Source organism: uncultured Rothia sp. (assembly GCF_963555405.1).
Lineage (GTDB): Bacteria > Actinomycetota > Actinomycetes > Actinomycetales > Micrococcaceae > Rothia.
The window spans coordinates 36049-60313 of sequence record NZ_CAUVVO010000004.1; the positions used below are offsets into that span (position 1 = coordinate 36049).

The following is a 24265-nucleotide window of genomic DNA, read 5'->3' on the forward strand; positions in this document are numbered from 1 at the left end:
GTAGCTCCGCTGCCTGTACTTTTATACCTCTATATATAGGCGCCTGTTCAAAAAGGCACAGTGAAAGGTCGGGGTCGTTCGTGGGAACGGCCCCGACCTTTGCGTTGTCTAGTGTGCCGGGTTGGGCGGCGGCTGAGTTTTCCTATGCGGTTTCGGTCTTTTCATGCTCGCCGAATGCCACCTTGACCGCGTGGTGTAGGGCTTCGCGCACCATGGCGATGGCGGGGTTGGCGGCAGATTCCCGGCGTACGGCGGTAAAGATTTTGCGGGAGGGCTTGCCGGGTAGCTCCACGATGCGTAGCCCCTCGGTGGTGGAGAGCGAGGAGAGGATGAAGCCGGGCACGATGGTGACGGCGAATCCAGCCTTGACGAGGTTGGAGTTCGTGATCATGTCGTTGGCGCTGTAGCGGATGACCGGTTCGAATCCTGCGGTGCGGCATTGGTTGAGTGCCCAGCTGCGGGAGGTGTTCTGCTCCATTTCGAGGACCCAGGGCAGTGCGTGCGCCTCTTCAATGGAGGTGATGGTGGAGGTGCTGGGCACGATGAGGCTGAGCGGGTCTTCGGTGAGTAGTTCGGAGTGTAGCTCGGGGTATTCGGGGATGTGGTGGTGCGGGTAGGCTTCGGAGAGCACCATGTCGTATTCGCGGCTTCGGGTGAGGGAGGTGCCGGTTTCGGGATCGATTTGCAGTACCTGCAGGGTGAGCGAGGGGGCGTGCTCGGCAAGGTAGCTGAGGGTTGCGGGTAGCAGTGCGAAGGCTGCTGACTGGAAGATGGCGAGGCGCACCATGCCTGCGGGTTCGCCGGTGAGGTTGGCGACGGAGGTTTGCATGCGGTCGAGTTCGCGCAGGATGCTGCGGGCGCTGTCGACGATGATGAGTCCGGCGCTGGTGAGCTGTACGCGCCTGCCGATGCGCTGTAGCAGCGGGGTTCCGGTTTCTTTTTCGAGGGTGGCAATCTGCTGGGAGACGGCGGAGGGGGTGAGGCTGAGCGCTTCTGCGGCGGCGATGATGGTGCCGCGTTCTTGGATTTCGAGGAGCATTTGCATGCGTCGGATGTCGTAGATTGACACGTTTTTCCTCCCTGGTGCGCCCGGTTGTTCGGGTGGGTTGCGCTCCCGAACTCTTCCGTGGTGCGTCTCTCATTGTGGACTCTTGTCTATGGTACCGCGTGGGCTTTTGTGTGGCTCTTTTTGAGACGGGGAGGCCTTCGGAGGCGCGTGTTGGCTTGTACGGCGGGTATTCCGGGAGAGTGTGGTGAACCTTAGTTCTATAGATGCTTTTGGGAATGGTTTTGAAGTGTTCGATTGTTACGAAATCGGTTCGGTATTTGCGTTCTGAAAGTGCTAGCCTGAGAAGGATGGATAGCGATGTTGCTATGGTCTTCGTTTCTTCTCTTTGGGCTCGGTGTTCGGAGGGTTACCGGGCGAGAACCACGCTGCACAATCATTTAGAAAAACTAAATGGATTTTGGAAAAAACATTCAGTTTTTCTAATGAGGTATTTATTACCCTTTTGTGGTGAAATAGAGACATCGCCAAACGTGGTGTGCACCGCACACAGTGAGATAGTTAGGAGTCAAGGATGACCCATCCTTTCGCATCTGAGCACTACCAGAAGATGGCTCTGGAAGCTCGTCAGCTTGTTCGTCAGTGGGTAAACGAGTCCCAGTCGATCAAGCCCACCTTCGCGGCTGAGCAGCTCGCCGGTGTTCTGAAGGACCCCAATGGTCTTCCCTTCACCGTCGGCTTTGTTGATGGCGTTATTCGCCCCGAAGACGACAACGTCTCCGGCCGCAACCTTTCCCGTATTTCCGGCCTGGCACCTTCCTTCCTGCCCTGGTACATGAAGTCCGCTGTTGGCTTCGGTGGCAAGCTGGCTGGCAAGGTCGCATGGCCCACCGTTCCCGTTGCACGCCGCGTGCTGCGCGAGATGGTTGGTCACCTGATCGTCGACGCTTCCGAGGAGAAGCTGGGCGACGCAATTGCAGAGCTGACCAAGACCGGTAACCGCCTGAACGTCAACCTGCTCGGTGAGGCAGTTCTGGGTGACAAGGAAGCAGAGCACCGCCTGGCTGAGACCAAGCGCCTGCTGGCACGCGACGACGTTGACTACGTCTCCATTAAGGTGTCCGCTGTTTCCGGCCCCCACCAGCACTGGGCATTCGACGAGGTCGTTGAGACCGCTGTTCGCCGCCTGACCCCGCTGTACGAGCTGGCCGCTTCTTCCTCCCCCAAGAAGTTCATCAACCTGGACATGGAGGAGTACAAGGATCTGGACCTCACCATCGAGGTGTTCACCAAGATTCTGGACCAGCCGCACCTGAAGGACCTGGAAGCCGGTATCGTGCTCCAGGCATACCTGCCCGACACCCTGGCTGCAATGCAGCACCTGCAGGAATGGGCTGCTAAGCGTGTTGAGGCTGGCGGCGCAGGCATCAAGGTCCGCCTGGTTAAGGGTGCAAACCTCTCCATGGAGATCGTGGAAGCTGTTATGCACGGCTGGCCGCTGACCACCTGGGACACCAAGCAGGCTGCTGACACCAACTACAAGCGCGTTCTGGACTACGCACTGCGCCCCGAGCACGTGAAGAACATCCGCCTCGGTATTGCAGGCCACAACCTCTTCGACGTTGCATTCGCACTGCTGCTGTCTGAGGACCGCGGTGTTAAGGACCGCGTCGAGTTCGAGATGCTGATTGGTATGGCTGAGCAGCAGGCTGAGATTATCCGCCGCCGCGTTGGTCACCTGCTGCTGTACGTGCCCGTCGTGAACCCCAAGGAATTCGACGTTGCAATCGCATACCTGATCCGTCGTCTCGAGGAGAACGCTTCCTCCGAGAACTTCATGTCCGGTATCTTCGACCTGGCAACCGACGAGTCCATCTTCAAGCGCGAAGAGGACCGCTTCATGCGTGCACTGAACTCCGTCACTGACGAGGTTCCCGCATCCAAGCGCACCCAGAACCGTCTGACCGAGAACGAGGACAACGTCTTCGTACCGGCTGGCCGCTTTGAGAACACCCCCGACACCGACCCCGCACTGGCGGGCAACCGTGAGTGGGGCCGCGCAATCCTCGAGCGTTCCAAGACCACCAAGCTGGGCATCGAAACCCTCAAGGCTAACGAGCTGACCAGCGAAGCTGACGCAGAGAAGCTGATCAAGGAAACCGAAGAGGCTGGCAAGGCATGGGGTAAGCTCTCCGGTCACGAGCGTGCAGAGATTCTGCGCAAGGTCGGTAAGGCTATCGCACTGCGCCGCGGTGACCTGCTGGAGGTCATGGCAGCTGAGGCTGGCAAGACCCTGGAGCAGGGCGACACCGAGGTCTCCGAGGCAATCGACTTCGCATACTACTACGCAATGCTGGCTGAGGACCTCGAGAAGATCGACGGCGCAAAGCCCAAGTCCGTTGACCTGACCCTGGTTGTTCCCCCGTGGAACTTCCCGACCGCTATCCCCGCCGGTGGTGTTCTGGCTGGTCTGGCTGCAGGTTCTGCTGTCATCTTCAAGCCCGCAACCATCACCGCTCGCACCGGTGCACTGATCGCAGAGATCATGTGGGATGCAGGCGTTCCCAAGGAAGTTCTGAAGCTCGTCAAGGTTGTTGACCGCGCTGCAGGTAAGCTGCTCATCTCGCACCCCGAGGTTGACCGCCTGATCCTGACCGGTGGTTACGAGACCGCTGAGCTCTTCCGCTCCTGGCGTGATGATCTGCCCCTGTTCGGTGAGACCTCGGGTAAGAACTCCATCATCGTCACCCCGAACGCTGACATCGACCTGGCTGTCAAGGACGTCGTCTACTCGGCATTCGGCCACGCAGGTCAGAAGTGCTCCGCTGGTTCGACCGTCATCCTGGTTGGCTCCGTGGCACAGTCCGAGCGTTTCCGCCGTCAGCTGCTTGACTCCGTCAACTCGCTGCACGTGGCACACCCGCAGGACATTGAGTCCCAGATGGGCCCCGTTGTTCAGAAGCCGGAAGAGAAGCTGCTGCGCGGTCTGACCACCCTCGGCCCGGGTGAGCGCTGGCTCGTTCAGCCCAAGGAACTGGACGAGACCGGTCGCCTCTGGAGCCCCGGTGTTCGCGAAGGCGTCAAGCCCGGTTCCGAGTACCACATGACCGAGTACTTCGGCCCCATCCTGGGCATCATGACCGCTGACACCCTGGAAGAGGCAATCGAGCTGCAGAACGCACCCGACTACGGTCTGACCGCAGGCCTGCACTCGCTGGATGCTGACGAGCTCGAGCTGTGGCTCTCCAAGGTCCAGGCAGGTAACCTGTACGTCAACCGTGCAATTACCGGTGCAATCGTTCAGCGTCAGCCCTTCGGTGGTTGGAAGAAGTCCACCGTGGGTTCTGGTACCAAGGCTGGTGGCCCCAGCTACCTGATCGCTTTGTCCGATTGGGAGCCCGCACAGGCAACCGCGACCGCAACCACCCAGTCGGTGACCGTCCGCGAGACCCTGGCTACCATCGAGAACTCCGAGCTGGGCAAGCGCGAGGACTTCGCATTCATCAAGCGCGGTGTCTCCTCTGACGCACACGCTTGGGACACCGAGTTCGGCTTCGGCCACGATCCCTCGAAGCTGGGCGTCGAGCGCAACATCCTGCGCTACGTACCCACCCAGGTTCTGGTTCGTGCAGACGAGTCCGCATCGCCCGCAGAGACCCTGCGCGTTGTGCTCGCCGGTCTGGCAGCTAACGCACCGGTCGCTCTGTCCGTCGGTAAGGACCTGCCGGTCGACGTCCGCGGCGTCCTGGAGAACAAGGGCATCAAGTACGAGGTCAAGTCGGACGCTCAGTTCCGCGAGTACCTGGCTTCGAACGCTAAGACCCCGGTTCGCGCACTGGCTGGTACCCCGCTGGAAGGCACCCGTATCCGCTACATCGGTAACGACGTGAAGTCCATCTACTCGGCACTGGGTGGTCGCCCGGATGTTGCAGTGTACTTCGCACCGGTCACCGAGGCTGGCCGTATCGAGATGCTGCCCTTCCTCCGCGAGCAGGCTGTTTCGATTACCGCACACCGTTTCGGTAACCCGAACCGCTTCTCCGAGCGCGTCATTTCTTCCCGCTAAGGGGCTGTGAGAGTTTAGCTCTCTAGCCTAAGGCTCAGGGCCCTGCACCTTCATGGTGTGGGGTCCTGAGCTTTTTGCGTATCTGCCGCTCCCCGATATAGGGGAGTGGGCGCCCAGAGGGCGAGCGTGAAGGTGATTACTAGAGAGGCGCCTAGAGGTCGATAAGAGACGGATGCTTAGGTGCACGGGTAAGAAGAGGAAAAATAGCGTCATAGAAATGGTACGGGGGTGTTTAGACGTGCCCCGCGTTACTTCTTATGTGATAATTGGTGTAGGACGTTTCGCAATCCCACACGCGGAACGGAACCGTGCGCGGGAAGGTCCGCGCTACGCAAGAACACACTGAAAGGACACCGCTGCTATGAGCAACGTTCCCGCAGAACTCTCTTACACTTCTGAGCACGAGTGGGTTTCCGCTCTCACCGCTGAGGGCACCGTCCGTGTTGGTATTACCGACCACGCTCAGGATGCACTGGGTGACGTCGTCTACGTCGACCTTCCCTCCGTTGGCGACTCTGTAGCTGCTGAGGATAGCTTCGGTGAGATTGAATCCACCAAGTCTGTCTCTGACCTCTTTGCTCCCATCTCCGGTGAGATTGTTGCTGTCAACGAGGGTCTGGAGGATGACCCCGCACTGGTCAACTCCGATCCCTACGGCGAGGGCTGGATTGTTGAGATTCGCCCCGAGAACGCTGACGACCTGGCTAACCTGCTGGATGCAGAGGCGTACAAGGCTGAGCTGGCTAAGCTCTAAGTCGATAGACTCTATAGCTTTGGCGTTCCTCAGCATGAGAGGTACGTATTGATGAAACGGCGAGACCGATTGGTCTCGCCGTTTTTCATTTAAAGTGCACACAAACGCAAATAAACGGGCGTGGGTAAGGTTCATCTTGAGGGTATTTGAACCTGCTGTAGGGGCTTGAAGGATAGCTAAACCCCTAGTGGGAGGCTCTTTCAGGTTAAATGTGATGAAAACTTCAACTATCGCGAGAAGATAAAATTTTCCCCGTAAAGCAGTCCAATATGAGACGCGGATGCTCGCAATATTGGAAATTTGCTAAAATTGGTATTGTCTCTACTGGATTGTGTTTGATTGCGTGGCTATTTTTGGGTTCAAAAAGCCTCTGAAAAGGGCGAACTGAATAGCAAAATGCCTTGTGAGGCTATAAGATTGTCTCGAAGGTTTGCGGTTTATCATTTCGTGATAAACAACCGAACTTATCTATCACACTCTCAACACTAAGCAAAGATGTTCGGCGCGAAGCGAGACTCCCGACCGGGGGAACGAGCCACTCACTCAAATTTCGGCTCGTATCGACATCGGCTGAACAAGTACCCGAAAGACATAGATGACCTCACGCATCGATGAAAACCTCACTAACGCTGAGGTTGAACTAGAGGACGTGGAGAACGGCGATTCTGACCGTAACCCGCGTGACGTTAAGAGCCGGACCATTGGTCAGGTTCTTAGCCAGCTCGACCTGGAGTTCCCCGGTATTAGCGCATCCAAGATTCGTTTCTTGGAGGAGCGCGGTCTGGTGCACCCCAGCCGTACCGAAACCGGTTACCGCAAGTACTCCCAGACGGACATTGAGCGCCTGCGCTACATTCTCACCATGCAGCGTGATCACTACATGCCGCTCAAGGTCATCCGTCAGCATCTGGAGGACCTGGAAGCTGGTCGCGTGCTGAACTCCATGCCTGCCACCGTTAGCGAAGACGTCCTGGACAGCGTCCTCGGACCGGATGAGCAGGAAGGTCGCACCTACACCCTGCGCGAGCTGGCAGAGTACGCTAACACCACCCCCGAGCTGATCCGTGAACTGATTGATTTCGGACTGCTCGAAGATGGCTCGGATGTTGAATACACCGACTACGACGTGCTGATTGCCCGCGTGAGCGCAGAGCTGACCCAGCACGGCATTCAGCCCCGCCACCTGCGCGCATTCAAGTCTGCGGCAGACCGCGAAATCTCCCTCGTGGAAATCGCAGTGGCTCCGCTGGCATCGCGCCGCGACGCAGCCTCCCAGGCTCAGGCGCAGGAACGTGCCGACAAGATTCGCAAGTTGTGCCTGCAGCTGCACGCAACTCTCGTTGAATCGGCAATGCCTACCTACGAGTAGGCACACGAAGACGCAGGCTACCGGACAGTCTGCCGCTCGTAAACCCTGAGCGGTTCTACCGCTCTCCCCAAACGGGGATTTCCCTCGGGAATCACCGCTGACCATGGTGATTCCCTCTATAGTCCCTACCCCTTACCAACGGGTAGCGGCCTCTAGACTTGGACGAAGCCGACGCTGGCACGCTCGGAACTTCTACCCCTTCGTCCAACACGAAGAGCTTTCTCACCAGGGGGCTCCCGGCCTGCCAAGGCTATTCACTCAACTCAGCTGTAAATGCGTACGGACTACCTATCCGTACGCATTTACTTTTTAAACTCCCGCCACGCAGCGGAGATGGGGGAAAGCGAATCGAATGGCGGGGGAGGGGCACCTCATACGGTGTTAATGCTGGAGAATGAATCTGAAAAGATCATTTGCTCCGGTGGGTTCAATTTTAAGTAGAGCCCTCTATCAGTTAAAATAGATTGAACAACCGCGCCTATCGCGCATCGGTCGCACTATCGAGACGTGTTCCGCGAATCGTATTGTCGAACCAATGTGTAGCATTGAAAACCGCGCAGGACTCGAGAGGGACCACGCGAGTCATAGACGCAGATTCTAGATCTCAACCCTAGAATCTCCCCCCGACAATCGGGGCTACACCGGAACGATATCGACCGCATTTGATAGGGCGCGGTGAAGCACTTAAAAGGGTTTAACGAAAAAGGAGGGACCGTGCTAGAGCAACATGTAGCCGAAAATGCAGGCGAGGCCGCAACCACGCACGCACCCCAGGGCTTTGACCAGCCCCTGGACGGCTTCGATACCCTCTTCCCCGTAGCACCGCCTCCGCGCGGTGAACAGGGCGTACTCTTCACCGACCCTGTCTCCGTGGTCGAGGAAAACCTCGGCTACCGTGGCGCCGTCGCCTGCAAGGCAGCCGGCATCACCTATCGTCAGCTCGACTACTGGGCACGTACCGACCTGGTTGTACCCACCGTGCGTGGCGCCTCCGGATCCGGCACCCAGCGTCTCTACAGCTTCCGCGACGTGCTCGTACTCAAGATTGTGAAGCGTCTGCTCGACACCGGCGTGTCCCTGCAGCAGATTCGTACCTCCATTGAGCACCTGCGTACCCGCGGCATTGACGACCTCGCGAACATCACCCTGATGAGTGACGGCACCACCGTCTACGAGTGCACCTCCCCGAGCGAGGTTATTGACCTGGTTCAGGCGGGTCAGGGTGTCTTTGGTATCGCTATCGGTCGCGTCTGGCGTGAAATCGAAATGAACCTCAACGGTCAGCCCGGCGAAGAAATGCACGAAAACTTCGAGGGCGACGAACTCGCCGCCCGCCGTGCCCGCCGCGCACAGGCATAAAACATAAAACGTAGATCAGCCCGCGTTTACCACCTGTCAGGTGGCGAGCGCGGGCTGAAGCTTTAAGCCCGAGGGAATATTCAATGCCCACTTGAGAAAAAACTCAAGATACACCCCTGTCAGAGCCGGAAGAAAAGCGAAGATTCGCTAAAATAAAGGGGCATTACACCTCACTCATAAAAGGGACCTGCATGCCCCGCATCGTCAGTATCAGCAGCCTCAAAGGTGGCGTCGGCAAAACGTCCATCACTTTGGGGCTTGCCTCCGCGGCATTACACAGCGGACTCTCCACACTCGTTATTGACCTCGACCCCCACGGCGACGCCAGCACCGGCCTGGCGGTGGATGAAACCATCCCCGACGTCGCCTCCCTAATCGCCAGCTCCAATGAGCGCGCCTTCGCGGAGGAAGCCGGTAGCTCCTCTTGGAACGCGCTCGTCGGCAAACCCACCCTGCTGACCAATAACCCCGTGACCACCGGTAGCGTGAAGGTGGCGCGCGGTTCGGCGCGATCCACTCTCGTGGACCGCCAGGACGCCGCGCCGTTCATCCGCCGATTCAAGCGTATGGTGGAAGCGGCAGCGGACGCCTATGACGTCATCCTGATTGACTGCCCACCATTCCTCGGCACCCTATCTTCGATGGGCTGGGCGGTCAGCCAGCGTATCCTCTCGGTCGCAGAGCCTTCCCTCTTCTCCGTGGCGGGCACCGAACGAACCCTGCGTGCCATCGTACGTTTTCAGCAGGAAAGCGGCATCAGCATTGATGGTGCAGGCGTCATCATTAACAAGATGCGCCCCAACGATAGTGAACACCGCTACCGCCGTGACGAAATGCGCTCCCTCTTTGGCGAGCTCGTGGCAGAACCGGTGCTCGCCGAAAGCCCCGTGCTGCAGCGTGCCCAGGGTGCCGCGTACCCGATTCATTTTTGGCCCGACGAAGAGTCGGTCGACCCCGCCATTGACTTCACCCGCCTGTTGGCTGGGCTCATGGCTGATCTCTAATCGCAGACATCTAAGCCTTGCTAATCCGCGGGCTCGAGTAGTCTCAATGCATGAGTGCGTCTTCTCAAGAAACAGCCGTGTTCTCAGCGCTGTGTTCTTTGGGACGGCGCACTTTTGCGTATCAACAGGCAATGAGATGAGATCTTGGGAATAGTCCAGACCCTCCACGCGTTATAGTGGCAGTAACAGAAATAAGCCCGTCATCGAGGGGCACGCTGGGGGAGGAGCCCAGCCTCAACACCTTAAACGAGAGGACCACATGAGCATCGAGAACGTAGAACGCATTGACGGCGTAGCACAGTACGACCTCATCGTCATCGGCTCCGGATCCGGCAACACCCTCATCGGCCCCGAATGGGACGACAAGAAGGTCGCCCTGGTCGACGGCGGTATCTTTGGCGGCACCTGTCTGAACGTTGGCTGCATCCCCACCAAGATGTACGTCTACCCGGCAACCATCGCGCAGAAGACCCGCGAGGTCAAGCACCTGGGCGTCGACGCACACGTGGACGCCGTGCACTGGGCACAGATTCGTGACCGTATCTTCGCCTCCCGCATTGACCAGATTTCTGAAGGCGGCCGTGATTGGCGCGCCGGCCTGCCCAATGTCGACTTCTACGACCAGTATGCGCGCTTCGTCGGCTCCCACACCATCGAGCTGACCGACGGCACCCGCCTGCAGGGCCGCCAGATTGTGATTGCCGCGGGTTCCCGCGCTGTGCTGCCTCCCGTGCCCGGCATTGACTCCTCCAAGGTCTACACCAACGACAACGTCATGCGCATGGACGAGCTGCCCGCACGCATGGTCGTCATCGGCGGCGGCGTGATTGCGGCAGAGTTCTCCCATGTCTTCTCCGCATTCGGCACCGAGGTAACCCAGCTGAACCGCTCCTCCCGCCTGTTGCGCGGCGTGGACGAAGAGGTCGTGGCACGCTTCGAAGAAGCCGCAAGCAAGCAGTGGAACATCGTCAAGGATGCGGGTCTCTCCGAAATCCGCGAGAACGCCGACGGCAGCGTAACCGTCGTAGCGAAGCGCACCACCGAGAACGGTGAAGAGCTGCTCGAAATCCCGGCGGACGCTGTGCTCGTGGCAACCGGTCGCCGCCCCAATACCGACACCCTCAACGCGAAGAACTACTTCGACGTGCAGGATGGCGGCCAGCTCAGCGTCGATAAGTACCAGCGCGTGCTCTACAACGGCGCACCCGTACCCGGCGTCTACGCCCTCGGCGACGTCTCCAGCCGCTACCAGCTCAAGCACGTGGCAAACCATGAAGCACGCGTCGTGCAGCATAACCTCAGCCACCCCGAAGATCTGCGCGCCAGCGACCACCGCTACGTACCCGGTGCTGTCTTCACCAACCCGCAGATCGCCGTGGTCGGCATGACCGAAGAGCAGGCACGCGAGGCGGCTGAGCGTGAAGGCTTTGAGATTACCGTCAAGGCGCAGAACTTTGGCGACACCGCCTACGGCTGGGCAATGGAAGACAAGGTCGGCCTGTGCAAGCTGATTGCCCGCAAGGATAACGGCGAGCTGCTCGGCGCGCACCTGGTCGGCGAAGAGTCCTCCGTGCTCATCCAGCCGCTGCTACAGGCAATGAGCTTCGGCATGGATGCCCGCACCCTGGCCCGCGGTCAGTACTGGATTCACCCGGCGCTGACCGAAATCGTCGAGAACGCGCTGCTCGGCCTGGAATTTGACGAGCCCGCCAACTAACGATGGCTAGATAAAAACATACGAGAGGAGGGGGTTGTACCACTTAGGTACGACCCCCTCCTCTCGTTATGCTAGCCGGAGCCTGTTAGTCGTTGTCGCTTTCAGGCTTCTTCTCAGCCTTCTTAGCTTCTGCCTTCTCAGCAGGAGCTTCAGCGGAAGAATCCTCAGCCTTCTCAGACTTATCGGACTTCTTAGCGTCGTCCTTAGCCTCCGCCTTCTCTTCCTGCGGCTTCTGCATACGCTCAGCCGCCTGCTCACGCAGCTCCTCAAGCTTCTCAGCTGCCTGCTCGCGCAGCTCAGCAAGACGCTCCGTCTGCTGGTCAGCATACTCGTGCAGACGCTCGGCTGCCTGCTCACGCAGTTCAGCGAACTTCTCAGACTGCTCCGCAGCGTACTCCTGCAGGCGAGCCAAGGAATCCGAAGTGCTATCGGAAACCTTGCCGTACATCTCATCCACGTAGGAGGAGAAGTCCTGCAGAATCTTCGCGCGGCGCAGCTTCTGCGAAGGAGTCAGGTAACCATCTTCCTCGGTCAGATCACGGTTCATGATGCGGAACTCGCGAATACCCTCGGCGCGGGAAACCAGCTGGTTCGCCTCGTCCACGAGCTTCTGGATCGCTGCGCGAACTGCCGGGTGAACGGCAGCCTCAGGAATAGTCAGCGAACGCGGCAGACCCAGGTGCTCCAACTGCTCGGGCAGGGTATCCGGATCCAAGGTCACCAGAGCCGCAATGAACGGCTTCTCATCGCCAACCAGCATCGCCTGCGACACCAGGGGAGAGGTGCGCAGATGGTTCTCCGCAATGCCCGGAATCACGTTCTTACCGCCGGCGGTGACGATGATTTCCTTCTTGCGGCCCACAATCTTCAGGTAGCCCCGCTCATCGAAACGAGCCAGGTCACCGGTGCGGAACCAGCCGTCCTCGGTGAACGCCTGAGCGTCCTCTTCGGGGTTCTTGTAGTAGCTGCTAATCACGCCCACGCCGCGGACCAGAAGCTCGCCGTCCTCAGCGATGTAGCCTTCGGAACCGGGGATGAACGGGCCAATCATGCCGATCTGATACGGGTTGATGCGGCCGGCCGCAATCGGGGCGCAGGTCTCGGTCAGGCCGTAACCCTCGACCACCTGCACACCCACCGCGTGGAAGAAGTGCGCCAGGCGCTCGCCGAGGGGGCCGCCACCGGAAACCGCGTAGCGAAGCTCGCCACCCAGGGCGGCACGCAGCTTCGAGTAGACCAGCTTGTCGTAGAGAGCGTACTGTGCCGCCAGCTTGAGAGGCACACGACCCTCAACCTTTGCCTGCGACCAGCGCACCGCAATATCGGTGGAACGCTCAAACAGAGACTTATTGAACTTGCCGCCCTTAGCCGCCTTCGCCATGGCACCTTCGTACACCTTCTCAAAGACGCGGGGCACCACCAGCAGCATGGTCGGCTTGAAGCTGTCCAGGTCAGACGCCAGGTTCTTGATGTTGGGGGAATGACCAATCACCAGGCCGGCATCCAGCGCCAGAACCTGAATCAGGCGCGCCAGAACGTGCGCCAGCGGCAAGAAAAGAATGGAAGAGTTGCGGGAGTTCGCAATCTCGGGCTCGACCAGCCTGGTGTTGGCGCTCAGGTTCAGGAAGTGGCCGTGAGTCAGCGCGCAACCCTTGGGGCGGCCGGTCGTACCGGAGGTGTACACAATGGTCGCGAGGTCGTCACAACCGGCTGCGGAACGCACCTTCTCCAGCTGCTCATCGCTCACCTCGGAGGCGCGAGCGCTCAGAGTGTCAAGGTCGCCGTTCTCGATGACCCAACGGTGCTTCAACTGCATGGGCTCTTCGGTCGTGGAGGCGAACTCCTCAGCCTCGGCAATGCGTGCCAGGAGCTTCTCATCCTCAACGAAGATGGCGGTAGCTTCCGAATGGGCGAGCGCCCACGCAGCCTGCGCGGGCGCGTTGGTCTCGTACACCGGCACGGAGACGGCACCCGCGTACCAAATCGCGAAGTCAATGACGGTCCACTCGAAACGGGTGCGGCTCATAATGCCCACACGGTCACCCGGACGGATACCCGCGGCAATCATGCCCTTCGCCAGATCGGTCACCATCTGGTGGAACTGCTGAGCGCGAACCGGCTGCCAGTTACCCGGAGACATCTGACGGCGGTACAGCACAGGGTTGGAGCTATCGGCTCGGTGGCGCTCAACAATGCTTGTCAGGTTTAGCGAGGGGTCGACAAGAACCTCAGCGGGAGCGGAGAAGACTTTCATAATGCGCCTTTCAAATCAGGGCGTAAGCTCGGGCGGTCCGGTGCCGCGGGCTATCCTCGATTTCTCGAGGTGCCGTGATGGCTTTCTGGGTGTTCTGCGCACCGCGGCGGGTGATGCATTCGCCGGTGTGCAGTGCGTGGAACCTTCAGAATTTAGTGGTTTAGGGATGCGACAAAAGCTTGAACGGTGGAGAGAAGATACTCGGCGTCGTAGTCGAGCGTTGCCACATGGTAGCTGCGGGTCAGCCACCTAAATTCTACAGGAACTGAACAATGTTCGAGAAAATATTTATGGGAGCTATCCGACACAGTATGATCACCCAGTGAACGCAAATACAGCACCGGCGACTTCAACTGCGGAATCAGGGCACGAGTCTCAGCACCCAAAAGATGCAGCTGATGCACCGCCGCCGTCGGAACGATAGAATACGCACCCTCGCTCACGCCAGGAACCGCAATATCGGAACCGATCGCCTTGAGCATCGGCAGAACCTTAGAGACCTTGCCCGCGTGGCGCATCATCGGGTTCACATCCACCATGTAGGGGTTGATGAGTACCGTACCCGCCACCGGCAGACGCGCCGACAGATGAGTTGCCACCGTGCCGCCCATCGACATGCCAATGACCACCACACGCAGACCCTGATCGGTCAGGCGGCGGTACCCCTGCTCGGCAGAAGCCAGCCACTGCTCATAGGTGCTATCGCGCAAATCTTTCCAATGAGTACCGTGACCGGTCAGCAACGGCATCTCTACCGCATAACCAAGCTTCATAAAACGCTGAGCCAGGGGGCGCATACTGTGCGGCGAACCCGTAAAACCGTGCACCAGCAAAATACCCACAGAATGCTGCGCAGGGTTAGGCCTAAAGGAAACGGGGGAGTGATCGAATGCTTCATGATCGCCCTCGAGGCGACGCGCCAGGGAGTCCTTAACATTTTGGGTTGCTAGAAGCCGGCGCTCGCGAGCCTTGCGGTGCATCCGCTTGAGCGGCTCCAGCGAGTTATCAAAAATGCTCATGGTCCTCCTTCGCCAACCTGCGAGAATATGAACGCAGGTGAGGCTCTATAGCGTACCCCGACCGGCTACCGCGGGCACAGCACCGATGCCGGTATATCGCCTCCAGCGCACCCAATACACCGGTGCGCAGAAAAATCGTTCTCTTTTCTTTAATTATCGCGCGTTCTCTCGCGGCTCTCCAGACACGCTAGAATTGAGCCGGGAACATTCAGAGAGGAGACCCCATGCCTAACACTGCCCTCTATTCAACGCTCAAGATTCTTGGCTCCCCCCTGCTGCAGGGACTGTACCACCATGACGTGGTGGGTCTAGAGAATCTGCCCGAGGGTCCCTACATCGTTGCCAGCAACCACCTGGCGTTCTGCGACTCCATTTTCATTCCTCTCGCCATGCCTCGCACCGTGAACTTCCTCGCCAAGAGCGACTACTTCACCACCCCCGGCGTTAAGGGCCGTGCCATGGCGGCGTTCTTCCGCGGCGTCGGTCAGCTGCCCATGGACCGTTCGGGTGGCCAGAAGAGCCAGGAATCCCTCAACGCTGGCGCGCAGGTCCTCAAGGACGGCGGCGTTATTGGTATCTATCCCGAAGGCACCCGCAGCCCCGACGGACGCGGCTACCGCCCCAAGGTTGGTGTCGCCCGCCTCGCCCTGGAAACCGGCGCGCCCGTGGTACCCGTTGGCCAGATCGGCACCGACCTGATTCAGCCCTCCGGCTCGAACCGTGTCCGCCTGCGCCACGACGGCAAGCCCATCCAGGTGCGCACCATTATTGGCAAGCCTCTCACCTTCGAGGAATACACCGACGGTGCAGATATGAGCCACCGCGTTCAGCGTGAAATCGCCGACCGTATCGGCTCCGAGATTCGCGCCCTGAGCGGTCAGGTATACGTGGACGTGTACGCCGACCGCGTCAAGAAGCTCATGGCTGATAAGAACATGAGCGCTGACGAAGCTGTCGCGCACCTGCAGCACTAAACCTGCAGCACTAGACATTGAGACAGCACCCCAAACGGGTGCGCACATACGCCAGAGGGCGGGATGCGGTAGACGCCGCTTCCCGCCCTTTCGTATGCCCTTCTGCAATGGCGCTCATCAACCCGCTGCGCATAAACCCCCTGCTCATCAACCCACTTATCGCCGATACCGGGTGGCGCTATCTAAACATGTGAGATGTACCTGACTGCGGGGTTAGGTGTTGAAGCAAGCAAGAGTACAATTAGGTCTATTCGGCCTGAAGAATCGCAAGCCAGCACGCCGCACAGGGCGCGCCGAGCACCCCGAAACGGCGGCTGAATCAGAAAACGCACAAGACCATCCCGATGGAGTGAAGATGAGCAATCAAAACCTCAGCACCTCGCAGACCCCCGACCACGGCCTGGACAACTGGCGTCAGCTGCACATTGACCAGCAGCCCACCTGGAGCGAGCACGAAGATTTTGAAAGCACCATCGCCGAGCTGAACTCGGTACCGCCGCTCGTCTTCGCCGGTGAGGTCGACGCTATGCGCCAGGCACTCGGCGAGGTAGCTGAAGGCCGCGCATTCCTCCTGCAGGGCGGCGACTGTGCAGAAACCTTCGCGGGCGCAACCGCCGACAAGATTTCCGGCCGCGTCAAGACCATCCTGCAGATGTCTGCAGTGCTTACCTACGGCGCCTCCATGCCCGTGGTGAAGATGGGTCGTATGGCGGGTCAGTTCTCCAAGCCGCGTTCGGCAGATATGGAAACCCGCGGCGATGTCACCCTGCCCTCCTTCCGCGGTGAGACCGTCAACGGCTTCGACTTCACCCCCGAAGCACGCGTGCACGACCCCAAGCGCATGCTGCGCGGCTACCACACCAGCGCCTCCACCCTGAACCTGGTGCGCGCCTTCACCAAGGGCGGCTTCGCAGACCTGCGCGCCGTGCACCAGTGGAACCGCGGCTTCACCTCCAACCCCGCGCACGAGCGCTACGAGAAGACCGCTAATGAAATCGGTCGCGCCCTCAAGTTCATGGAAGCCTGCGGCGTGAACTTCGAAGCTCTCAAGACCACCGACTTGTACGTCGGCCACGAGGCACTGGTTCTGGACTACGAGCGTGCTCTGACCCGCATCGACTCGCGCACCCAGCTGCCCTACGACACCTCCGCACACTTCCTGTGGATTGGCGAGCGCACCCGCGGCGTCGACGATGCACACGTGGACTTCCTCTCGAAGGTCCGCAACCCCATCGGCGTAAAGCTGGGCCCGACCACCACCGCAGAGGACGCACTCGCACTGATCGACAAGCTCGACCCGAACCGCGAGCCCGGCCGCCTGACCTTCATCACCCGCATGGGCGCGAAGAACATTCGCGAGAAGCTGCCCTCGATTGTTGAGGGCGTGCAGGCTGAAGGCGCGAAGGTCGTGTGGGTCACCGACCCGATGCACGGCAACACCATCTCCGTGCCCTCCGGCTACAAGACCCGCCGCTTCGACGACGTGCTCGACGAGGTTCGCGGCTTCTTCGAGGTGCACGAGGCTCTGGGCTCGTTCCCCGGCGGTATCCACGTGGAAATGACCGGCGACGACGTGACCGAATGCCTGGGTGGCTCCGACGCTATCGACGAGGCAGCACTGGCTGACCGCTACGAGTCCCTGTGCGACCCGCGCCTGAACCACTCGCAGTCCCTGGAAATCGCGTTCCTGGTCTCCGAGTACCTCAAGAACCGCGCATAAAACGTTCATGCGCCTCGCCGTACTAGTCGGTGAGAAATAGCAGAAAAAACAATGCCCGGGTCTTCATTCATCGTGAATGAAGACCCGGGCATTGCGTTTAACCTGCGCGCTGCAAATACGAGGACAGAGTGCACAGACGAGGACGGAGTGCTCGAGTAGGGGAGCACTACTAGAAGGTCAGGAACGCCTCAATATTGCGCCACCACTGCGACTGCACGAGCGAGGTTGCAAGCCACCAGCCGGTGAAGCTCGACCCCATACCCAGCAGAATGAGCGCGAGAGCCCAGCCGCCCACCGCCATACCAGAGGGCGGAGTCCTAAACTGCTTAGCCGGAAGGCGAGGATCCTTCTGCGACAACTGCTCGGAATCCTGGGAAGAAACGGTCTCCTCAGTCGGTGAAGCCTCAGCGGTGCTCGCCGACCCCTTAGACTTCGGGCGGCGTGCACCCGAGGGGCTCAGCGAACGCTCCGCATGAATCGGGGCGTACTCGCCATGAGCTGAGATGAACTCCTGCTCCGTCTGCGGGCCAATGCCAACAGATTGAGTGAGCGGGCCCTTCGTCGCGGCGGTACGGCGGCTCATGAATGAGCCCAGACCACGCTTGCTGGATTTGCCCTTTGAGCCTTCCTGCTCCTGATCAGGGTCAGATTCGTCATTATCGGAGGCGGAACGCACCAGCGGCGGAATGCCCTGGCGGTTTAGCACGGAGTCCTCAGCATCCACGTCGGCAAGGTGCACACCCTGACCTGCCGTCGAGGCATCGTACACGAGGCTGTCGGGGGAGTAGACATCGTAGGCGAGCAGATCGCGGGCATCGCTAAATGCGCTAATCGGGGTGTTACGCACCATCTGCGCGGCACCGCTACGCTCCGCAATATCGGCAACAGCCTCCCATAGAGGAAGCTCCGGCTCCGGGCACGAGGGGGCACGCCAAGCACGCTCAGACTCACCCAACGACTCAGAAATCTCCAGCAGGGCCGTAAACAGCTCGGTCGCATCCTCCGGGCGGGCGTGAGGCTGCTTGCGGGTACACCACGAAATCAGCCCCGCAATATCGCGGTCCGCACCCGGCGCGACATCGGTCAGCGCGGGCATCTCAATGTTGGCGTTGTGGTAGAGCACCTGCTGGTCATTCTCCAGACCCACAAAGGGCAGACGACCTGAAAGCATGCGGTACATCATCACGCCGAGTGCAAAAATATCAGCCTGAGCTCCGACCTTCACCTTCGGATCAAGAACCTCCGGCGCTACGTAGGCGGGGGTGCCCATGGGGGCGCCCGCATCCACCTGATCGTCACGGCGGGAGAGACCGAAGTCCGTGAGCTTCACCTGGCCGTTAGCGTCGAGAAGAATATTGCCCGGCTTAATATCGCCGTGCAGGTAGCGGTTTGCGTGAACCTCCGAGAGCGCCTCCACGACCGGAATGAGGATATCCAGAGCCTCACCCAGGGACAGCGCATTACGCACACGTAGCAGCTGGCTCAGCGTACAACCGTGCACGTACTCGAGCACGATATACATGACCATCTGACCCGAAAAATATTCGGTACCCGATGAAATCACGCCCACCGTATGCCCGCCGCCACCCACCTGGCGCATCGAGCGCTCCTCACGGTGGAACTTCTGACGGTTCGCTGCATCCTCAGCCAGAGCGGGGGAGAGAACCTTGAGCGCGACCGGGTTATTCGACCACAGGTCCAGCGCATAATACACCTCGCTCATGCCGCCGCGGCCAATAAGCGAACCCACCTGGTAGTGACCCTCAATAATGGCGCCACTGAGCCACTGCGAAGAACCAATAGCGGTATCCGGGGCAGCGGGACGAGTGGCGGGAGGAACAGAAGTATTTGCAGAAGAACGAGGGGTCACAGGAGAAATCCGGCGTGGGCTGGGAGTATTCATACGTCTCAACATTTTAGCCCGCCCACCTGGGCAGAAGCGATACCAGAGGGCGCCGGGCAGGTGAACACTCAGCGAATTCTTACAAAGTGCCGGTGGACCCGACTCCAACGCAAGAACAACGGGCAGGGCACAAGAACGAAAGAACCCGGGAGGGGCAGCGAACCTGCGGCGGGTCAAAAGTGGTAAATACGTGCCAGCTCTGGCACTCTTAAAAGGTGACTAACGAAAATATTGCTCAGACCTTCGCCCTCGTCGGCGATTGGGTAACTATCCCTGAAATTGCGCAGGCCCTCGACCTGAAGGTGACCCGCGTTCACAACCTGATTTCTGACGGTACGCTCATCGCGCTGCGCGACCCGGAAACCAACGTGCGCAAGGTACCCGCACTATTCCTGAACGGTTCGCGAGTACTCGAATCCCTCAAGGGCACCCTCGCTGTCCTGAAGGATTCCGGCTTCAGCGATGAAGAAGCTATCGTGTGGCTGTACACCAGCGACGACTCCCTGCCCGGCCGCCCCATCGACGCACTGATTGACGGTCGTAAGACCGAGATCCGTCGCCGTGCGCAGGCACTGGCTTGGTAATCTGGCTTGGTAATAGCGGCTCAGAACTATAGCTAAATAGGTTGAGGCGGCATACTTCGGTATGCCGCCTCAACTTGTTTAACGTTCTAACTGTGTTGAACCTCTACGCCTTACGACGCAGGGCATCTATGCCTTGCGACGCAGTGCACGGCCCACGATATCGGTCAGTGCCGCATGCGTCAGCTCGTCCAGGTTCATCGCCTCCAGCGCCTCAAACACAGCCTGAGACTTCTGCTCAATCAGCTGCTCATGCTTGGCGAAAGCGCCCGAAGAAACCATCAGCTCACGGATGCGCTCCACCTGCTCATCGCTCAGCTCGGGGTCGCCCAAGCTATTGTGCAGAAGCGCCGCGTCCTTCTCGTCGAGGGCGGCGGAGGTGAGCGCCACCAGCACGGTACGCTTACCCTCACGCAGGTCATCGCCAGCAGGCTTGCCGGTCACCTCGGGCTGGCCGAAGACGCCCAGCTCGTCATCACGCAGCTGGAAGCCCTCACCCAGCGGCAGACCGAACGCACGGTAACCGGCAAGTACCGGGTGCTGCTCGCTCACGGCACCGGCACCGCTCTCCAGCGCGGCAGCCTGCAGAGCCAGAGCACCACCAATCGTGAAGGGGTGCTCGCACGAGTACTTGGCGGACTTGAAACGAATCACGTTCAGGGCACGCTGCAGAGCCGCCTGAGCGTCCTCGGTTTCAAGAACCTCGGAGTAGACGTCCAGGTACTGACCCGCCAGAACTTCGGTGCGCATCCGGTCAAAAATAGTGCGCGCAGGGGCGCCATAGATTGCTCCCTCACCCAGGGACGCGAAAACCTCGGCAGACCACGCCAGGGTCAGATCGCCGGCAAGAATGCCGCCGGTCAGACCGTAGTTGAAAGCATCACCGCGCCAACCATTCTGCTCGTGCGCCGCCTCGAAACGCTTGTGCACGGAGGGAGCGCCGCGGCGGGTATTGGAGCGGTCGATAATGTCGTCGTGAATCAGTGCGGAGGTCTGGAACAGCTCCACCGCCATGCCGGCCTTCACAATAGACCAGGATGCGCGGTTCTCGGTTACGGGTGCGCCGCCCGCACCTCGCCAACCCCAGTAGCTCAGCAGGGCACGCAGGCGCTTGCCGCCGGTGGAGAGAGACTCAATAGCCTCCAGCAGGGGTAGAGTCTCAGAAGAAATGCCCTCAAGTAGCTCGCGCTGGCGGGTAAAAAACTCCGCCATGAGAGTGTCAAAAGCGTGCAGGTAGGCTCGCTGCTCTTCAGCAATACGCTCAGCGAGGTGCGCAGAAGCCGCCGGGATATTCGGTGCCGCTACGGTGAGGCTCTCGGTCGCCTGGGGAGTGGGTGCTCCGGAAGGAGAAGGGGGAGTCATACTATCCTCGCTGATGGTCGCTATGTACGGTCCTGATGCCGTGCGGTGTGCACTTCTTCTAGCTTAGTGGAGAAAAGCCCAAGAGAACGCATTTACGAATACATTTACGATATATTACCCCTATCATTCGTAGAAATGTGCTATATTTTTGGTAGGTGGGCGTAGAAGCTATGAGAGGAGGCGACATGGGGCAGACGCGAACCAGCAAGAACAGCGGCGCAAGGAACGGCCGCGTCATTATGCACCTGGACATGGACGCCTTCTTCGTCAATGTCGAACTCCTCGAAAACCCCGCTCTGCGCGGCGAGCCCATTATCGTGGCGCCTCTGGGCCCCCGCTCGGTCGTATGCTCCGCCTCCTACGAGGCGCGCGCCCACGGAGTGCGCTCCGGAATGCCGCTCAGTCGTGCCCGGAACCTCAGCCCCAACGCCACCGTCCTGCCGCTGCGCGGCGACTACCGGCACTACTCGCGCGCCGTCATGGCAATCCTTCACGATCTGAGCCCCTACGTTGAGCAGGTCAGCGTGGATGAAGCCTTCGTAGACCTCACCGGCGCCTACCTGCACGGCCAAGACCCCGTCGCCCTGGCGCAGCGCGCTCGCGACCGCATCGCGCAGGAGCTCTCCCTGCCCTCCTCCGCGGGGGTGGCGCCCAATAAACTACTCGCAAAAATGGCGTCCACCGGTAGTAAACCCAACGGGCTGTGGGTCATTCCACCCGAGCGCGTTCAAGAATTTCTTGACCCGAGAAAAGTCTCCGACCTGTGGGGAGTGGGTGCGAAAAGCACCGAGCAGCTCTCCAGATACGGTATTCACACCATCGCCCAGATGAGGTCCATGAGCCTGGATTGGCTCAAAGAACGTTTCGGCACAGCCCAGGGCGAGCATCTCTGGGCCATGGCGCGCGGTATTGACGAACGCCCCGTGATTACCGAGCGCGAAGAGAAAAGCATGGGTGGCGAGCACACCTTCGAGACGGATACGACCGATGCCCAGGAGGTGAGCGCTGCTATTCGGGAGCTGAGTCTCAAGCTGGGAAAGCGCCTGCGATCCTCGGGGAAACTCGCCGGAGGGCTCAGCCTCAAAATCCGCTACAGCACCTTCGAAACGCACACCCGCGCTATCCCACTAAACGTGCCCGTGGACTCCGGCATGCAGATCGCCTCCCTGGCGTTGGAAGCCCTGCGAGCAGATGAAATCGTGATAGAACAGACGGTACCCCGCGCCCTGCGACTCATCGGGGTGCGTGCCGAAAAGCTCGCCCGCGCAGAAGACGGAGTGCAACAAACCCTCTTCGACTCTATCGAGAGCGGGGCAAACCCACGCTCCGCACAAACCGCCTCCTCGCAAAACGCCTCCGCACAACGAGGCGGCGGGGGAGCGGACAATAGCCCGCAGAACGGTACTCGCTCGGGAGCTGGCGCTCACTCGGGGTCTGGCGCCCGCCTCGTGAAGAGCGGCAGATGGTCCGAGGTTGAGCACGTCATGGACGCGATTCACCGTAAGTACTCACAGGAAAGCCTCAAGCCAGCCTCCGGAGTTACCGCGCCCGAGAAGAGCATTGACGAAAAGAGGTCATAAAGAGCTTCTGTCCGAAAAAAGAATGCGCCAACCCCACCCCGCGCGGTACGATGGGAAACATACGACCGGAAACATATGACGGGAAGAAGCGCCCACCGCGCTAGCTGATGCACTAGCTAACCCGGCTGATACCGACGTCATCTTGAGTAGCGACACCTCAAAGGAGAAAACGATGGCACTGTCCGAGCGTGAACAGAAGGTTCTGGACCAGCTCGAAGAACTCATGAGCAATGAGGACCCGCACTTTGCCTCCTCCATGTCTTCAACCGGCAACACCGCGCCGGTTTTCAGTGCTCGCCACCTGGCTCTCGGTATTCTCTTCGTTCTCATTGGCCTGGGCATCATTATTGGTGCAGTTGCATCGAATATGATTTGGCTGGGTGTCTTCGGCTTCCTCTTCGCGGCAGGTGGCGTGTACTTCGCAACCACCAGCAAGAAGACTCCCGTGGATTCCTTCCTCGGCGGTAAGGCAGAGGGCGCAGCTCGCGTGCGTCAGCGTGAGCAGAAGGAGCGTTCCTCCTTCATGAATCGTCTGGAGGACCGCTGGGACGAACGCAATAACGGCCAGTTCTAGTACTGCTTTGTTGCAATAGCTTTCTCGCGGCTAGTTTTTCTCACGACTAGTATTTCTCGCGGCTGAGCATCCGTGCTCTCTAGGGCCTTAAGGCTTCAACAAGACTTCACAGGCGGAAGGTAAGAATTCTCTTACCTTCCGCTTTTTCTATGCCTGAAATAGTGAAGCGTGGATGCTTTATGAAAGCTGGTAGACGGGTCACGCCGATTCCTGAAGCTTGCCCTGTTATTGAGCCTTTACTTGAGCCGGGGTATGGCAGGCATGCTGAGGGTATTACGCTGAGCGGGCGCGACCCGAAGCTGTGTAGAAGCTGTGCGGCAGCGTTAAAAATGCAGAAGAGAGCATAAAAACACTAAAAGATACTCTGCTGGGTGGGGTAGGTGGTGGAAAGTGGGGTAAAGTGGAGGGGAAAGCTGAAAGTCAGTCCTATCGCCGTGCCCTCAAACAGACGGCGGAGGCGCTGGCCCGGCACACCCCGCCACCGGCACCTACAGGATTCGTGGAGCAACCACGCTCCCGCAGGCTTCAGCACAATGGCACACATCAGGGGCACACATCGGGGAGGTGAAGTGAATGTTCTTAGGTACCTACTCGCCACGAATGGACGCCAAAGGACGAATCATCCTTCCCGCCAAATTCCGTGAGGAACTCTCAGCAGGCCTCGTTCTGACCCGCGGTCAAGAACGATGCCTGTACGTTTTCCCCGCCGCAGAATTTGAACGCATCCACGAGCGGATGCGCACCGCGCCCCTGCCCGGACGAGCCGCCCGAGACTTCCTGCGAGTCTTCCTCTCAGGAGCCTCAGACGAACTGCCCGACAAGCAGGGACGCATCACCATCCCGCCGATACTGCGCCAATACGCAGGACTGACCGACAACCTCGTCGTCATCGGATCCGGTACCCGCGCAGAAATCTGGGATGCAGCCGCCTGGGAGGAATACCTCGCCCGCACCGAAGCTGAATTCGCTGCCCTCGACGAGGACCCGTTCAGCCCGCTGCTCTAGCCGGTTTTGCCGGTGTAG

Annotated in this window: 17 protein-coding genes; 12 read left to right on the forward strand and 5 right to left on the reverse strand. The window is 59.7% G+C overall.

Annotation, left to right across the window (positions count from 1 at the left end; genetic code table 11):
* Positions 1-142: 142 nt before the first annotated feature.
* The gene (locus RWL87_RS04065) at positions 143-1069 is read right to left on the reverse strand and encodes a LysR family transcriptional regulator (protein ID WP_105360686.1); all 927 of its coding nucleotides are present in this window, start codon (positions 1067-1069) and stop codon (positions 143-145) included.
* A 511-nt stretch (positions 1070-1580) separates the two neighbouring features.
* Here RWL87_RS04065 and RWL87_RS04070 point away from each other — a divergent pair.
* From RWL87_RS04070 to RWL87_RS04095, 6 genes are all read left to right on the forward strand, one after another.
* Positions 1581-5072, forward strand: a complete 3492-nt coding sequence (locus RWL87_RS04070; RefSeq protein WP_313969000.1) for a bifunctional proline dehydrogenase/L-glutamate gamma-semialdehyde dehydrogenase — start codon at positions 1581-1583, stop codon at positions 5070-5072.
* Between the two features lie 361 nt (positions 5073-5433).
* Positions 5434-5826, forward strand: a complete 393-nt coding sequence (gene gcvH / locus RWL87_RS04075; protein ID WP_294627101.1) for a glycine cleavage system protein GcvH — start codon at positions 5434-5436, stop codon at positions 5824-5826.
* 595 nt (positions 5827-6421) lie between these two features.
* Positions 6422-7195 (forward strand): MerR family transcriptional regulator, encoded by a 774-nt coding sequence (locus tag RWL87_RS04080; RefSeq protein WP_070830439.1) that lies wholly within the window; start codon positions 6422-6424, stop codon positions 7193-7195.
* Positions 7196-7909: 714 nt separating this feature from the next.
* The gene (locus RWL87_RS04085; protein WP_294627099.1) at positions 7910-8554 is read left to right on the forward strand and encodes a MerR family transcriptional regulator; all 645 of its coding nucleotides are present in this window, start codon (positions 7910-7912) and stop codon (positions 8552-8554) included.
* Between the two features lie 191 nt (positions 8555-8745).
* The gene (locus tag RWL87_RS04090) at positions 8746-9558 is read left to right on the forward strand and encodes a ParA family protein (protein ID WP_313969001.1); all 813 of its coding nucleotides are present in this window, start codon (positions 8746-8748) and stop codon (positions 9556-9558) included.
* Between the two features lie 259 nt (positions 9559-9817).
* A complete protein-coding gene (locus RWL87_RS04095; protein ID WP_313969002.1) occupies positions 9818-11275 on the forward strand; it encodes a mycothione reductase in 1458 nt (485 codons plus the stop codon).
* 85 nt (positions 11276-11360) lie between these two features.
* Here the strand turns inward: RWL87_RS04095 and RWL87_RS04100 are convergent, their stop codons facing one another.
* Together RWL87_RS04100 and RWL87_RS04105 are read right to left on the reverse strand one after the other, a co-directional pair.
* The gene (locus RWL87_RS04100; RefSeq protein ID WP_313969003.1) at positions 11361-13529 is read right to left on the reverse strand and encodes an AMP-binding protein; all 2169 of its coding nucleotides are present in this window, start codon (positions 13527-13529) and stop codon (positions 11361-11363) included.
* Between the two features lie 152 nt (positions 13530-13681).
* Complete coding sequence (locus RWL87_RS04105) at positions 13682-14548, reverse strand: alpha/beta fold hydrolase (RefSeq protein WP_313969004.1); 867 nt, start codon at positions 14546-14548, stop codon at positions 13682-13684.
* 224 nt (positions 14549-14772) lie between these two features.
* Here RWL87_RS04105 and RWL87_RS04110 point away from each other — a divergent pair, with 224 nt between their 5' ends.
* On the forward strand, positions 14773-15522 hold the full coding sequence (locus RWL87_RS04110) for a lysophospholipid acyltransferase family protein (protein WP_313969005.1): 750 nt from the start codon (positions 14773-14775) through the stop codon (positions 15520-15522).
* A 355-nt stretch (positions 15523-15877) separates the two neighbouring features.
* Positions 15878-17242, forward strand: coding sequence for a class II 3-deoxy-7-phosphoheptulonate synthase (locus RWL87_RS04115; RefSeq protein WP_313969006.1), 1365 nt, complete (start codon positions 15878-15880; stop codon positions 17240-17242).
* Positions 17243-17411: 169 nt separating this feature from the next.
* On the opposite strand, the gene RWL87_RS04120 is transcribed toward RWL87_RS04115, so the two are convergent.
* Entirely contained in the window at positions 17412-19112 is a 1701-nt protein-coding gene (locus RWL87_RS04120; RefSeq protein ID WP_313969007.1) for a serine/threonine-protein kinase, read from the reverse strand.
* A 248-nt stretch (positions 19113-19360) separates the two neighbouring features.
* Between RWL87_RS04120 and RWL87_RS04125 the strand changes: the two genes are divergently transcribed.
* Positions 19361-19729: an Rv2175c family DNA-binding protein gene (locus RWL87_RS04125; RefSeq protein ID WP_070616602.1), complete on the forward strand. Its 369-nt coding sequence runs from the start codon at positions 19361-19363 to the stop codon at positions 19727-19729.
* 126 nt (positions 19730-19855) lie between these two features.
* Here RWL87_RS04125 and RWL87_RS04130 read toward each other — a convergent pair whose 3' ends face one another.
* Entirely contained in the window at positions 19856-21088 is a 1233-nt protein-coding gene (locus tag RWL87_RS04130) for a polyprenyl synthetase family protein (protein ID WP_313969008.1), read from the reverse strand.
* A 185-nt stretch (positions 21089-21273) separates the two neighbouring features.
* Here RWL87_RS04130 and dinB point away from each other — a divergent pair, with 185 nt between their 5' ends.
* The 3 genes from dinB to mraZ all read left to right on the forward strand — a co-directional run bounded on the left by dinB (position 21274) and on the right by mraZ (position 24247).
* The gene (dinB, locus tag RWL87_RS04135; RefSeq protein ID WP_313969009.1) at positions 21274-22668 is read left to right on the forward strand and encodes a DNA polymerase IV; all 1395 of its coding nucleotides are present in this window, start codon (positions 21274-21276) and stop codon (positions 22666-22668) included.
* A gap of 172 nt (positions 22669-22840) precedes the next feature.
* Entirely contained in the window at positions 22841-23242 is a 402-nt protein-coding gene (locus RWL87_RS04140) for a DUF3040 domain-containing protein (protein WP_005506566.1), read from the forward strand.
* Positions 23243-23815: 573 nt separating this feature from the next.
* Positions 23816-24247 (forward strand): division/cell wall cluster transcriptional repressor MraZ, encoded by a 432-nt coding sequence (gene mraZ, locus RWL87_RS04145; protein WP_005506565.1) that lies wholly within the window; start codon positions 23816-23818, stop codon positions 24245-24247.
* Positions 24248-24265 lie beyond the last annotated feature (18 nt).